This is a genomic window from Acinetobacter sp. YH12046, assembly GCF_013419905.1.
GTDB lineage: Bacteria > Pseudomonadota > Gammaproteobacteria > Pseudomonadales > Moraxellaceae > Acinetobacter.
Window position 1 is genome coordinate 153,893 of the sequence record NZ_VOZF01000004.1, and the last position, 14,256, is coordinate 168,148.

A 14,256-nucleotide genomic window follows, 5' to 3' on the forward strand; every position below is an offset into this window, starting at 1 on the left:
TACGAATTAATCGCTCTAGTTTACCGAATTTTGCAAAAAGAGGCCATGACCAGACGATGGTTTAAGCCTCTTGTTGCGATTGATTTCTTCTATTTTCCTGTAGTTTAGCGGGCCCGATGGAGCAAGTAGCCGCCAATAGCAAACATCAGCAAAATAGGAATAAATACAAACCATGCCGGTGACGGCGCATAGACCAGACTGGCATAACCGAGAAAATCCTGCAGATAGAAGAAGCCTAACCCTGCGAATAACGCAATCACCAAACGGAAGCCCATCGATTGCTGACGCAATGGCCCAAAGATAAATGAACAGGCAATCACTACCAGCGCAATCAGGGCAAATGGCGAACCGACTTTCTGCCAGAAAGCCAGCTGATAGGTTTTAGGTACCTGACTATATTCATGCATATAGCTCATAAAGCTCACCAGCTGGCTTGGCGATAAATCTTCCGGATCAATCGTCACCATATGCACATATTTCGGCTGCAAGGCCAAAGCCAGTGGTTGCTCATCATGCTGTACTAGTGTCGCATTGCCATTTTGTAAAATATCAAACTGTTCTGTGCTATCTAGTTTCCAGGCCCCATCTTTGACAAACTCACCCTGTTTGCCATCCAGAGTACCCTGCAGACGGTAATTATCATCAAAGTCCAGCATCTGTACATTTTTCAGCTGGCCTTTGGCGTTGGCATAATCAATATAGATAAAGCGATTACCCTCACGCGTCCAGTAACCTTTCACTTCACCAATTTTTACCGGCTTGTTATAGCTTTTGACTGCTTTGGCCTGTTCATTGGTATATGGAATCACCCACTCACTCAGGGCAAACGATAATACGACCAATAGCAATGCTGAACGGATCACCCAGCCGACAATCCGCCACAGACTGACTCCGACTGAACGCATTATGATCAGTTCACTATTGGAAGCCAATGTACCTAAACCGAGTACCGCGCCAATCAGTGCCGAAATTGGCAGGATTTCATAAAGATAATTCGGTGCCCCCCAGAGTACATATTTCAAGGCATCCCAGGCACCATAGCCTTCTTTCAGGGAACCCAATTCACCTAAATACGTAAATAAGACCTGCAGACCTGAAAGAACAGCGGTTGCCCCAAGCATCGCCAGCGCGGTGGTTCCGGTCACATGTTTGGCAACTATACGACGTGCTAACATTGTTAAGACCTCACTCGCTGAATCCGTTTTTTAATTTTTGGCGCCAAATTCTGTTTACGTGAGAACAATGCACCGGCTATGGCATATATGATCAGGACCAATGGATAAGCCCAAATGCCCATTTCCGCCTTGCTGACCCGGGTTTTGATCGCCATCAGGGCGACGATCAGGCTGGCAAAGATCATCAGTGCCGGGAATAATTTGAGATAGCGACCTTGACGTGGGCTCACTTCAGACAGGGCTACAGACAAAATCAGGGCAATTACAATGGCAAATGGTACAAAGACACGCCAGCCAAGCTCACTGGCTACCACCGGATCCTGACGGTTTTTCCAAAGCTGTCCGGTCGGCAAGGCCTCGACTTCATCACTGGCCAGTTCTGCTTCTTTATCACTTTCGATCCGTAAACGATAGCTTTCAAATTCAGCCTGGGTATATTGCGGCGTGCCTGGATAAATTTCATAGCGGCGGCCATTGACGAGATCGACCACATTGGCCGCATCATTCGGCATTTCAATTCGGGTCGCTTCCTGCGCCAGAATCATCACATCTGGCTTGCCTTCTTTTTCCGCACGCTGATAGAAGAAGATATCTTTCAGGTTTTTGCGATCTTCGGATAGATCTCCGGCATAAATGGTATAAGGTCCGGAAGAGATAAATTCTTTGGGCCGAACCAGATCAAAGCCGGTTCGTACTGCCTGCTCACTGGTCAAGGCTTCGAACTGTCGAATCCCCCACGGTGAAGCCCACAACATGAGAAAGCCTTGTGCAAGGAGATAGACCAAAGTCATCGGAATCAAAAGACGTGCCAGCTGATGCCGGCTAATTCCGCTACCATTTAAGACCGCCATCTCATGATCAACATAGAGACGACCAAAGACCAGCATTAAGCCAATAAAGAACCCAAGTGGAAGAATCAAGGTCAGGAATTCAGGCAAACGATAACCAATGATGCTGAACAGGATTCCAGCATCCAGACGCCCCTGTGCGGCCACACCAAAATACTTGATCAAACGACCGCCCATCATGATAAGGGTCAGTAAGGCAATCACCACCAAGGAGGTCGATACCACTTGCTTGACCAGATAACGCCGAATAATCAAATTAGTTCTTCCAAAATGAGCTCCATAAAACGAGTGCTAGTTTACCCGAATAGCAAAAATATAAAACCTAGGTGGCTCTGCCCATTGAAAATCTATTCGGATAAATGTTTCAATGCTTGAATGATTTGCAAATCTAAACAGGCGTGAAAACAAGATATGAACCTTACAATTAATACGTCATTCCCAGAGAATGGATCAAGTCAATCTTTGTTGATTTTAGTCGACTCAGAACAGATTCAGAGCGCTGCATCAACATACCAAATCAACAGCCTAGATACATTAATTAAAGCATCTCAATTCAAGGCTGGTCTGGCAGAAAGTTTAAGCCTGATTGGACAGGTCAGCCAGTCTCAGCATGCGGCCCTGATCGGCCTCGGCAAGACTGCCGAATTACAAGCGGGAAAACTGGCGAAAATTGCCCAAGCCATTATTAAAGGCTCTCAAAAAAAATTCAAACAGATTTCTGTTGATCTGACACAACTTCCACAAGAATTGCACTATCTGTTTGCATTGGCTTTAACTCAAGCCAGCTACGGCTATGACGAATACAAGTCAAAAAAGAACGAATTTATTCTGCAGCAGATTGATTTCATCGCTGCCGAAACTCCGCTAACAGCTGAACAGTTGCAATTGATTCAGGCCGTTCAGACTGGTCAGAATCTGGCGCGTGATCTGGGTAATCGTCCTGGCAATATTTGTTTCCCAGAATATCTGGCAGAACAGGCGCAAGCGCTGGCGGCTCAATATCCGGACCTGCTTAAAGTAACTGTACTTAATGAACAGCAAATGGCTGACCTTGGTATGGGTGCCTTCCTTGCAGTTAGCAAAGGTTCAGACCGTCCAGGCCGTATTATTACAATTGAATATCTGGCTCATCGTGAAGAAGCACCAGTTGTATTACTGGGTAAAGGCATTACTTTTGATACCGGCGGTATTTCATTAAAACCAGGCGCTGGCATGGATGAAATGAAATACGATATGTGCGGTGCAGCTTCAGTTCTGGGCACGCTTCGTGCACTATGCGAATCTCGTTTACCAATTCATGTGGTAGGTGCGATTGCTGCAGCGGAAAATATGCCATCGGGCAAAGCCACCCGTCCAGGTGACATTGTAACCACCATGAGTGGTCAAACTGTTGAAATTTTAAATACTGATGCTGAAGGCCGTCTGGTACTCTGTGATGCGCTAACTTATGTGAAACGCTTCAACCCTGCCCTGGTGATTGATATTGCAACTCTAACCGGTGCTTGTGTAGTGGCCTTAGGTTCAGTCTTGACCGGTATGTTTACGCCAGACAATGAGCTGGCTGCAGAGCTTGAAACCGCCGGCCAAAATGCATTTGACCGTGTATGGCGCATGCCAGTACTGGACGACTATCAGGAACAACTGGATTCACCATTTGCTGATATTGCCAATATTGGTGGCCCTAAAGCCGGTTCTGTAACAGCTGCATGCTTCCTGCAACGTTTTACGCGTGAATATCGCTGGGCTCACTTGGATATTGCAGGTACTGCATGGAATTCAGGTCCAAATAAAGGCGCAACTGGCCGTCCAGTACCTCTATTAATGCAATTCCTGGCTAATCGCGTTCAAAAGCATGGCTAAGGTCAGCTTTTATTTATTTGAAAAAAGCCCTGAACGACAAGTGGACAGCACTTGTCGTTTATGCCGTAAAATTTTGCGTCAGCCAGAGCGTATCTGGCTGCTGTGTGCCGATCCTGCCTTACAGCAGGAACTGGATGAAAAGCTATGGAACTTTGATCCTGCCAGCTTTATTCCGCATGGAATCGATCAGCCAGATGCGACCGTTTGTATATCGGCTCAATTACCAGAGCAGCCTGGCTGGATTATTTTTAATTTTAATCCGGAAGCACTTGAACCTGATGCGAAATTTAGTCACATTATTGAGATTATTGAAAACAATGAACCAGCCAAACAGCTGGGACGTGAAAAATATAAACAATATCGTCGCTTTGGCATTCAGCCAAATACCTTTAAGCTCTAAGTAATCACGTGAACAAGGAGATGCAAGTGGCATTAAATGTAGGTCCAGATTTTAAACAGCGCTGGTTAAACACGCCTGAGGCTGTACGTCAGACCTTTATCGATGACCTCTCGCGCATCTGTGAAGTACTTAAGCCTGAAACCGCTGTAGAAGAATGGCTCGTTCGCGACCAACAGTTACAGAAAGAGTCTGAGCGTAAAATTGAAGCAGCGTATGCACAGCGCAAGGCCGAACTGATTGAAGAAGCACGTATTCGCAGACAACGGGCACTCGAAAAAGCCTTAGCCGAAAAACGTGCTGAAGAGCAAGCCTATGCCGAACAGCTACGCCGTGATGAAGAGCGAAAATTTGCCGAGCAGACCCGGAAGCTGGCTGAAATGCGTCATATGCTAGATACTGAGGTTCAGGATTATGCCGCACGTTATCAGAAAAATCCGGATCAGGTGCTCGACTTTGCCAAAGGTCGCCTAAATATCGACGATACCCAGATTTTATCTGAGCTGGAAAGCTTACGGTTACGTCTGGAACTCGAAGCAGAAACTGTGATTGAACAAACCATCAATACACTGCGTGAGAAATTACGCGCTGCAGCCAAAGAAGAAATTGACTATATTCTGAAAAATTCTGATCTGGCTGAGTAAATTTGATAGTCATTTGGCTGAAATAGTCTTTTTATTTTTCAGCCTTAACTCCTTGCTTGCCTTGTTTAAACTTATTCTATCTAGCTAAAATCTACTTTAAAATTAAAACAAGTCAGCCAGTAAAAATGCGGTATTGCCAAGCAGATAGCCCACCCCTAGCAAAGTGCTGATCCAGAGAATTCCCCCAGTTACATTATAAAAACTGAAAGTCGCAAAGCTCATATGGCCAGAACCTGCCGCAAAAGGACCGAAGGAACGTACAAAGGGAATAAAACGCGCAATTAAGATCGTCTTGCCACCATGTTTCATAAAATAATGATTGGTTTTGACCATATATTCGGGTTTGAAAAACCGTGAATGCTCATTGAAATACTTTAATCCGAGTACTCTACCCGAATAATAATTCACGGTATAACCTAGAATCGAAGCAATCAGTAGTAATAAACCCATGGAGTGCAAGGTAATCAGGTCAGAGCTGGAACACAACGCACCGACAGCAATCAACAAACTGTCACCTGGCAAAAAGAAGAAAAACGGCGAACCTGTTTCCGCAAAAATCACCAGGAACAAAATTGCATAGATCCATACCCCATACTGCTCCAGTAATAAGGGTAAAGACTGTTCAAGATGAAGTAAAAAATCGAGCATTCGACCTGTCCACTGGGGCTAAAATCGCGAGTTGAGCCACATATTATCCCGAAACATAAAAAAACAGTCTAATTTTTCAATTAGATTGTCTGGTAATTGTGCAGCTAATTTATTTCAAAAAGCCATTTTCGGCTAAGAATTCCATGCTGATTTTAGACTGTTCTGTAGTTTCTGCGGCCTTGTCACCAAGCAATAAACGCTCGATATAACGCGCCAGTACATCCACTTCCAGATTGACTTTAGTGCCCACTTTCCAGGTTCCAATATTGGTCCGTTCCGCAGTATGTGGAATCAGATTCAAACTAAGGATGTTTCCACGTAAGTGATTGATAGTCAGGCTGATACCATCTACTGTTATAGAGCCCTTTTCTGCCAGATATTTGGCAATTTCTTTTGGTGCAGTCACTTCAAAATAAATGGAACGGGCATCGGAACGTACCACCGTAATTTCACCTACAGCATCGACATGACCAGAAACAATATGTCCACCAAAGCGTGTAGTTGGTAGCATCGCCTTTTCGACATTTACAGGTTGGCCGACTTTCCAGTTAGCCAGTGTAGTCCGGTCCAGGCTTTCACGTGATACGTCTGCAGCATACCAGTTCTCACCCCAGTCAATTACGGTCAGACAGATGCCATTGGTGGCAATCGAGTCACCCAGATGTACATCGGACATATCCAGATCCGTCTGGATGCGTAAACGCACATCACCGCCAACGCTTTGCAGGCTCTCGACCTTGCCCAGACTTTCAATAATACCTGTAAACATCTTTATTTCCTTTTTCTCTGCGCTTACCACAAGGCCAACTGGGTGCTCACGCCGGTCGTATCCACACCGCCCAGCTCGGCATAATGATGCAACTGGCTCAGTAATTGACGGATTGGCGGTCCTGACTTGGCATGCGTGTCGGTAATCACGATAAATTCCAGTACGCGTGCACGTTCAGACTGGCGCTGTTTGCTGACACGATAACGTGGCACATCCTGAGTGAGCAAGGTTACACGGCCACGTTTCAGGTTAGCCTGCAGCAAATCTGTGGCACTGATATTACCATCAGTCGAATAACTGGTCAGGATAAAACGCGCATTAATGGTTGCCAACAAAGTTTCATAGGCCTCTTTGGCATGCTTGGATGAGTTGTACTGACTTGGACGTTCTTTACGCCAAGCGCGGTCAATCCCGCTCTTGAAGCCTTTAGTATCTGGTGTCGGTAGATCTACCTGATCCCATAGTGTTAAAGCATTGAGCACATGATAGTTGCTGCTATAGGCATGCTGGTTATACGGTGGGTCCAGATAAGCTACATCGACTTCAAAACCACTCATCTGATTGGCCAGATGCTGGGCATCGACACACCACATTTCTGCGGCAGGCCCTTGATGCTTAGCATCTTCACAGAAACGGCTTGGCGTTAACCAAAGTAAAGATTCAATACGTTCTAGTGCAGTCTGGGTTTTACCGCCCCAACCATGGTGGAAACTTTTAAATACGCCTGAGGTATTGCTGACAAAACTGGCTGAATAAAGTAATGGTGCCAGCAAAGCACTCATTTCCACGTCATCAATCGCACCTTGCGCTTGCCAAGTGGCAATCTGCTGACGGATCGCATCGATACGCATCCCGTTACGGCGTTTGAAGAATAAACGGTCACGGGTCGGATCATAAATCTCATCATTACGCGGACACAGGTTATGTGTCACCCAGCCTTTAACTTCAGGCAAACGGTTCAGATAATCAATCGCTTTCTGATAACCACCGAGCTCTTTAAAGGCAGGTGCTTCAGTACAAGCTAAAACTGCATGATTGAGTGCATGACTATAGGGTTCCCAGTCATTGGCAATCACCCGATAGCCATTTTGACGTGCCAGACGTGAAACCACCCCGGAACCTGCAAAAAAATCGGCAAAAATCGGCGCACGGCCATCTTCACGTTTTAAGGTTCCCGTGCTCTCAAGTGCTTCCAGAATTAAGTGTAGTAAACGGCGTTTGTTCCCCAAATAAGGAACCAACTGATGGAAAAGATATTCATCTGTGGTACGTGCCGCATGGCGACGTTTGTGGTAAACCGTAGACTCTGAATTCATAGTGTCTCTTGAGAGGGAATTAACCTGAAGCGCACGTCATCACCCAAACGGGTCACGTCCTGCAACTTGAATCGAAGTTGTTCTGCCATTCGGCTGAATTCTGCATTGAACATACTACGCGCAGTTTGCCCCAATAAAGTCGGTGCAACATAACTGATGAGTTCATCCACCAGCCCTGCCTGTAAAAATGCAGTAGATAAAGTCGCACCTGCTTCAACCAGCACATCATATATCTGATGCTGCTGAACCAGTTGCTGTAATAATTCTTTTAAAGGCTGAATTTCGAATTGGATCACACCCAGATCAGCCAGCTCCTGACGATAAGGCCCCATCACCATCACCGTTTCTGGAGTCTCCAAAATCTTGGTAGTGAGGGGTAAACGCCCCTGGCGATCCAGAATAATCCGTTTGGGCTGAACTACCGTGCTGATGTCATTCATACCTTTCAGGCTACGGACATTGAGCTGACAGTCATCAGCCAATACAGTTTCAATCCCGGTAATCACCGCGCCAGAAATCGCACGCCAATGCTGTACATCCTGACGCGCTTCAGGCCCGGTAATCCATTTCGATTCACCCGATGCCATTGCCGTACGGCCATCCAGACTCGATGCAATTTTCAAACGGACATAAGGCATCCCAGTCGCCATCGCTTTTAGAAAGCCATCATTCAGTGGATGTGCTTCATCTTCACAAATGCCGACTTCAACGTCGATTCCGGCATCTTTCAGGATTTGCACACCTTTGCCAGCGACCAGTGGATTCGGATCAGGACAAGCCACAATCACTTTAGCTACGCCTGCTTCAACCAATCCTTTAGCACATGGTGGTGTACGGCCATAATGGGCACAAGGTTCCAAAGTCACATATGCTGTTGCGCCACGTGCCTGCTCTCCGGCCTGACGCATGGCAAAGACTTCCGCATGAGGCTGACCCGCTTTGGGATGAAAACCTTCACCCACGACTATGCCATCTTTGACAATGACACAGCCGACATTCGGGTTGGGTTTAGTAGAGTACTGTCCCTGACGTGCCAGCTCAATGGCACGACGCATCCAGATTTGATCTTGAGTGAGTTCAGTCATGCTTATTCTTGAAACTCACCGCGTTGCTGCATCTGTTCAATCTGACGACGAAAGGCTTCGACATCCTGGAAATCCTGATAGACCGAAGCAAAACGGACATAAGCGACATGATCAAGTGCAAATAGAGATTGCATGACAATTTCACCAATGGTACGTGATTTGACATCACGCTCACCCAGACGGCGAATCTGCAACTGGATATCACTGAGCACCGTTTCAATCTGTTCTTGCGTCACAGGACGTTTCTGCAAGGCATGCATCAGGGAACGGCGTAATTTGGCTTCATCAAAGGGTTCATTCTTGCCATCGGATTTGATGACACGCGGCATCACTACTTCATAACTTTCGAAGGTGGTAAAACGTTCATTACAACTGACGCATTCACGACGGCGGCGAATCTGGCAACCTTCAGCGGCCAGGCGTGAATCAATCACTTTACTGTCTGGTGTATTGCAAAATGGGCAATGCATAGCGGTTTAATTGAACAAATCCTGATGATTTCCGAGTGTAGCAAAAATTCCAAACTTTGTAGAGTTTTACGCAACATATAGAAAAAAAACAGCCCAGATGAGCTGTTTTACACAATATATTGATTATTGTTTTAGCAGATTATTCTACGCGTTCGCCATGTTGACTTAAGTCCAGACCCATGCGTTCATCATCAGAAGAAACACGGATACCGATGATCAGATCAATCACTTTAAGAATCACGAAAGTTAATACTGCAGAGTAAGCGATGGTTGCAAGTACACCTTCAACTTGAACCCAAAGTTGGCTCATTACATTTGCTGGAGCAGCATCACCCATGATGAATTCGCTTGCGAAGAATGCTGTCAGAATCGCACCAACGATACCACCCACACCGTGCAAACCAAAGGCATCCAGAGAATCATCAGCTTTCAGTGTACGTTTCAGAGCAGTAATACCCCAGAAACATACCACACCACCGATCAGACCCATTGCCAGGGCACCACCGACAGTGACAAAACCAGCTGCTGGAGTAATTACCACCAGACCTGCTACCGCACCAGAAGCCCCACCTAATACAGAGGCTTTACCACGTACTACTTTTTCAGTAATTAACCAAGAGATCGCTGCTGCCGCTGCTGCAACTTGAGTTACGATCAGCGCATAACCTGCAGAACCATTTGCACCCAATGCTGAACCACCGTTGAAGCCGAACCAGCCTACCCAAAGTAAGCTTGCACCGACTACAGTTAAAGTCAGGTTATGTGGCGCCATTGATTCACGGCCAAGGCCCATACGTTTACCAAGCATGTAGGCTGCAACCAGACCCGCTACACCTGAGTTGATGTGAACGACTGTACCACCAGCAAAGTCAAGCGCGCCGTCGTTGCCTAACCAGCCGCCACCCCATACCCAGTGAGTAATTGGCGCATAAACCAGAATCACCCAAAGTGCAATGAATGCCACAAAAGCACCAAACTTCATACGTTCCGCAATTGAACCGCTGATGATGGCAACCGTAATGATGGCAAACGTCATTTGGAAGATCACGAACAGGATTTCAGGAATCGTGCCTGAAAGCGCATCGGTGGTTATTCCAGCCAGCATGAGCTTGTCCAGACTGCCGATAAAGGCATTTCCTTCACCAAAGGCCAATGTATAGCCAATCACGACCCAGGCAATACTGACTACGGCTGCAGCAACAAAGCTGTGTGCCATTGTTGCCAGCACATTTTTCTTACGGACCATACCGCCATAGAACAGGGCTAAACCTGGAATGGTCATCAGTAATACAAGGGCTGTTGAAGTGAGAATCCAGGCTGTATCGCCAGTATCGAGAGTAGCTTCTTCTTCTGCAGGCGCTGCTGGTTCCGCTGGCGCCACTTCAGCAATCTCTGCTGTAGTTGTGTCTGTTGTTGTAAGTGAAGTATCGCCAGTCTCTGCAACGAGTGCGACTTCTTCAGTAGGTGTTGGTGCTGTTACGGCCTCTTCAGCCCACGCAACAGAACCACCTAAAAGAGCGCTGGACAAGCCGAACGCCATTAGCATTTTTTTCATTCGTATCCCCCAACCATGTTTTTTTGTGAGTTATTAGGTACTCAGCAAACTTCGTGCCAAATTAAACAGCGTCTGCACCTGTTTCACCGGTACGAATACGGATGACTTGTTCTAAGTTAGTTACGAAAATTTTTCCGTCACCGATTTTGCCAGTGCTTGCAACACGAGTAATTGATTCAATTACCGAATCAACCATTTCGTCGCTGATTGCGATTTCAATTTTGACTTTCGGTAGGAAATCTACAACGTATTCAGCACCACGATAAAGTTCAGTATGGCCTTTTTGACGACCAAAGCCTTTGACTTCAGTCACAGTGATGCCTTGAACACCAATTTCAGATAATGCTTCACGCACATCATCCAATTTGAAAGGTTTTACAATTGCAGTTACGAGCTTCATGTTTGTTTTCCTTCGGCTTATTTCACCAGTAAGGTTTTATGTTCAAATTTCATGCCAAGATTCCTAAGGTCGGGGGAAATTAGAAAGCCCGGCACGATGTTTCTTGCTCTTTTATTTTATACTTATAACGTATTGGAATCTGCACAAATTGGATATTTTTTATGTGGATTTTTACAATATTACTAATCGAAGCAGCCTATATTTTATCTGAAATACTGTAAGTCACTCTTGCAGCAATGCTACACTGTCCGCGCATTTATATGGCGATGGATCAGATTATGATTGAAACCCTGTTACAAGCAATTTTGCAGCAAGTTGAACACCCTAAAAAGGACCTGGAGCACAATCTGCGTGCCCTGCTCAATGAAGCCGTCAGTAAAATGGATTTAGTGTCTAAAGAAGAGCTCGAACGTCAACGCACTGCCCTAAATAATGCTAATCAGCGTTTAAATGAGTTACTAAAACAAGTCGAAGAGCTAGAAGAAAAAGTCTCGATTAAAAAATAAGCACAACTACAGTGCACAAAAGACACGAGAACAATAAAAATAATGCACTATATTGGGACAACAATATGTCTTTTGCCAAAATTTATACGCGAGGCCTGTTAGGCCTGCATGCACCTTTAATTGAAGTCGAAGTTCATGTCAGTTCTGGCATGCCTTCCCTCACCATTGTGGGGCTTCCTGAAGCCGCAGTCAGGGAAAGTAAGGATCGGGTTCGATCAGCTATTCTGAATAGCGGCTTTCAGTTTCCGACCAAACGCCTGACCATTAATCTGGCACCTGCCGATCTACCTAAAGATGGCTCACGTTTGGACTTGCCGATTGCGCTAGGAATTTTAGTGGCCTCAGGGCAGCTTCCAGAAAATTGCACAGATGACCTTGAATTTATTGGTGAACTGGCCCTAGATGGTCAATTGCGGCCAGTAACAGGAATCCTGAGTATTGCAATCGCCTGCCAGCATGCACAGCATCAACTGATCTTGCCTAGTCCGAATGCTCAGGAAGCCTCTCAGCTTCCGGATTTTCAGGTATTTGCTGCCAATCATTTACAGGAAGTCTGTGCACATCTGGCTCAAGCAGAAACCTTGCCCCCGTTTAAGACCAGTCCATTAGATCAGCACTCTTTTTATAAATTTGATCTTGCGGATGTGAAAGGACAATTGCGACCACGACGTGCCTTGGAAATTGCAGCTGCAGGTGGCCATTCCCTGCTGTTCCGCGGCCCACCTGGTACAGGTAAAACCTTATTAGCATCGCGCCTCGCCAGTATTTTACCTCCCTTAAATACTCAGGAAAATCTGGAAGTTGCTAGTATCTATTCAATTGCCAATGCCAATCATCCCTTTGGCCAGCGGCCATTTCGGGCACCGCATCATACTGCGTCTGCCATTGCACTGGTCGGCGGTGGCTCACATCCTAAACCTGGAGAGATCACACTGGCACATTTGGGCGTTTTATTTCTAGACGAACTGCCTGAGTTTGACCGCAAGGTTTTAGAAGTATTACGTCAGCCGCTTGAGTCCAAAGAAATTGTAATCTCACGTGCTTCCCGGCAAATTACTTTTCCAGCCAATTTTCAACTGGTGGCAGCCATGAATCCTTGTCCATGCGGTTATGCATTTAATCAGGACAGCCGCTGTCAATGTTCACCTGAAAGCATCAAGCGTTATCAGAACCGGATTTCTGGCCCATTACTGGATCGGATTGACCTGCATATTGACGTACCACCTTTACAGGCACAGGAATTACAGGACAATAAACCTGTCGAAAACTCTGAAACGGTCAGACAGCGCGTGATCACCGCCTATAATATTCAGATCGAACGGCAAAATGCCTTGAACATGAGTCTTAGTCCAAAGCAACTAGAACAATACGCCCCTCTCGATCCACCAGCTCAGAAAATGATTGAACTGGCTCAGCAGAAACTGAATTTGTCAGCACGAGGCTATCATCGGATTTTGCGTGTTGCCCGAACCATTGCCGATCTTAACCAAAGTCCAGATATTCAGACTGGGCACTTATCGGAAGCCTTGTCTTATCGCGGGCAGCAGCAGATTTAGAATATTAAAAAAGGCGACCTGAGATCGCCTTTTTTAAACCCCAAAGATTAGAAGCTGTAGCCTAGTCCTAATACCACTTTATTTTTCTGTTTATCTTCAAAACGGTTATAACCACCAAAAATATAATTCATGCTGGCGGTGATGCCTGTATCAGCAAGTGGCTTGCTTAGACCGATATCGAAATGACGGAAACCGAAACTGTTTTCTGTTCCTTTTATGTCGCCATCTTTGGCATAAATATATAGGCCAAGTGCAGTATCCAGACTAAAATCTTTTGGCAGTGCATAGCTATAGGTGCCTTTTAGATAGGTATCCCCTGCATTACCCCAATCAAGATCTTCAAGCAATGTTTGAGCAGTCACACCAAAATCTTTGTACGTCAGACCCAGCATGGTTTCAAAACCATTTGAGCCTGTATTGCCAATATCATAATAGTAATAATAAGTTAAACCCGCTGTATAACCCCAGTCTTCATTGATTGAACCGTTATAGCCCGCATAAAAATCATTTTCAAAGGCATTGGGCAAATCATCACCATAGTCTAATGTCGAACCCCACCAGCCTGCATAGAAACCAGAAGCATGATTGTAGTCCAGCCCCCCCTGTAAAGTAGCGCCCTTATTTTCTGGCGTATTGGTAATACCACGCAGGTTATAGCTTGAAAGTACGCTGATATTTCCAGATACCGTATGTTCAGCAGCCGGTTCCTCAGCAAAAGTAAAAGAAGATGCAGCGCCCAATAAAGCAAGAGATAATACTTTTAATGTTGATTTCATTGTGTGACTCCCCCAGATCGTCTGAGACGTTTTTTATGGTCATTGATTAAACTCAAGCTCGAAACTGCAAGAGCTATGCCAATCTGGAATAAAACAACTAAAATCTGATGAATAAAAATAAAATAAAGCACTAGGTGTTTGTTTTTAAATTATATTTAAATTTTTAAAAAAAGCACTTTAATAGATTCTTTTTAACCTTGGTCCTTTTTCAAGGATTTATTTTCTTTTTTCGGTCTTATACATAATCATTT

At 45.5% G+C, this 14,256-nt stretch carries 15 protein-coding genes; 5 read left to right on the plus strand and 10 right to left on the minus strand.

Features of this window, described 5'->3' with window-relative positions:
- Positions 1-104 precede the first annotated feature (104 nt).
- Both lptG and lptF read right to left on the minus strand, forming a co-directional pair.
- Positions 105-1,175, minus strand: a complete 1,071-nt coding sequence (gene lptG / locus FTU03_RS04880) for an LPS export ABC transporter permease LptG (protein WP_179992210.1) — start codon at positions 1,173-1,175, stop codon at positions 105-107.
- A gap of 2 nt (positions 1,176-1,177) precedes the next feature.
- Entirely contained in the window at positions 1,178-2,278 is a 1,101-nt protein-coding gene (gene lptF / locus FTU03_RS04885) for an LPS export ABC transporter permease LptF (RefSeq protein WP_034703425.1), read from the minus strand.
- A 156-nt stretch (positions 2,279-2,434) separates the two neighbouring features.
- Between lptF and FTU03_RS04890 the strand changes: the two genes are divergently transcribed.
- From FTU03_RS04890 to FTU03_RS04900, 3 genes are read left to right on the plus strand one after another with little or no spacing between them, the layout of a single operon-like run.
- The gene (locus FTU03_RS04890) at positions 2,435-3,883 is read left to right on the plus strand and encodes a leucyl aminopeptidase (protein ID WP_179992211.1); all 1,449 of its coding nucleotides are present in this window, start codon (positions 2,435-2,437) and stop codon (positions 3,881-3,883) included.
- Entirely contained in the window at positions 3,876-4,283 is a 408-nt protein-coding gene (locus FTU03_RS04895) for a DNA polymerase III subunit chi (protein WP_179992212.1), read from the plus strand. Before FTU03_RS04890 ends, FTU03_RS04895 begins: the two co-directional genes overlap by 8 nt.
- A gap of 26 nt (positions 4,284-4,309) precedes the next feature.
- A complete protein-coding gene (locus FTU03_RS04900; protein ID WP_179992213.1) occupies positions 4,310-4,924 on the plus strand; it encodes a hypothetical protein in 615 nt (204 codons plus the stop codon).
- Positions 4,925-5,026: 102 nt separating this feature from the next.
- Here FTU03_RS04900 and FTU03_RS04905 read toward each other — a convergent pair whose 3' ends face one another.
- The 7 genes from FTU03_RS04905 to glnK all read right to left on the minus strand — a co-directional run bounded on the left by FTU03_RS04905 (position 5,027) and on the right by glnK (position 11,167).
- Entirely contained in the window at positions 5,027-5,572 is a 546-nt protein-coding gene (locus FTU03_RS04905; protein ID WP_005233462.1) for a VTT domain-containing protein, read from the minus strand.
- 109 nt (positions 5,573-5,681) lie between these two features.
- Positions 5,682-6,341, minus strand: coding sequence for a riboflavin synthase (locus FTU03_RS04910; protein ID WP_179992214.1), 660 nt, complete (start codon positions 6,339-6,341; stop codon positions 5,682-5,684).
- A 23-nt stretch (positions 6,342-6,364) separates the two neighbouring features.
- Positions 6,365-7,657, minus strand: a complete 1,293-nt coding sequence (locus FTU03_RS04915) for a DNA adenine methylase (RefSeq protein ID WP_034703433.1) — start codon at positions 7,655-7,657, stop codon at positions 6,365-6,367.
- A complete protein-coding gene (gene ribD / locus FTU03_RS04920) occupies positions 7,654-8,742 on the minus strand; it encodes a bifunctional diaminohydroxyphosphoribosylaminopyrimidine deaminase/5-amino-6-(5-phosphoribosylamino)uracil reductase RibD (protein ID WP_179992215.1) in 1,089 nt (362 codons plus the stop codon). The genes FTU03_RS04915 and ribD overlap by 4 nt, the downstream gene beginning before the upstream one ends.
- Positions 8,743-8,744: 2 nt before the next feature.
- On the minus strand, positions 8,745-9,212 hold the full coding sequence (nrdR, locus tag FTU03_RS04925; RefSeq protein WP_004787309.1) for a transcriptional regulator NrdR: 468 nt from the start codon (positions 9,210-9,212) through the stop codon (positions 8,745-8,747).
- 139 nt (positions 9,213-9,351) lie between these two features.
- Entirely contained in the window at positions 9,352-10,767 is a 1,416-nt protein-coding gene (locus FTU03_RS04930; RefSeq protein ID WP_159123952.1) for an ammonium transporter, read from the minus strand.
- Positions 10,768-10,828: 61 nt separating this feature from the next.
- The gene (glnK, locus tag FTU03_RS04935) at positions 10,829-11,167 is read right to left on the minus strand and encodes a P-II family nitrogen regulator (RefSeq protein WP_004650081.1); all 339 of its coding nucleotides are present in this window, start codon (positions 11,165-11,167) and stop codon (positions 10,829-10,831) included.
- A 278-nt stretch (positions 11,168-11,445) separates the two neighbouring features.
- Here glnK and FTU03_RS04940 point away from each other — a divergent pair, with 278 nt between their 5' ends.
- Together FTU03_RS04940 and FTU03_RS04945 are read left to right on the plus strand one after the other, a co-directional pair.
- The gene (locus tag FTU03_RS04940; RefSeq protein ID WP_166136498.1) at positions 11,446-11,673 is read left to right on the plus strand and encodes an accessory factor UbiK family protein; all 228 of its coding nucleotides are present in this window, start codon (positions 11,446-11,448) and stop codon (positions 11,671-11,673) included.
- A 65-nt stretch (positions 11,674-11,738) separates the two neighbouring features.
- The gene (locus FTU03_RS04945; protein ID WP_179992216.1) at positions 11,739-13,229 is read left to right on the plus strand and encodes a YifB family Mg chelatase-like AAA ATPase; all 1,491 of its coding nucleotides are present in this window, start codon (positions 11,739-11,741) and stop codon (positions 13,227-13,229) included.
- A gap of 47 nt (positions 13,230-13,276) precedes the next feature.
- Here FTU03_RS04945 and FTU03_RS04950 read toward each other — a convergent pair whose 3' ends face one another.
- Complete coding sequence (locus tag FTU03_RS04950; RefSeq protein ID WP_144723540.1) at positions 13,277-14,005, minus strand: TorF family putative porin; 729 nt, start codon at positions 14,003-14,005, stop codon at positions 13,277-13,279.
- Positions 14,006-14,256 lie beyond the last annotated feature (251 nt).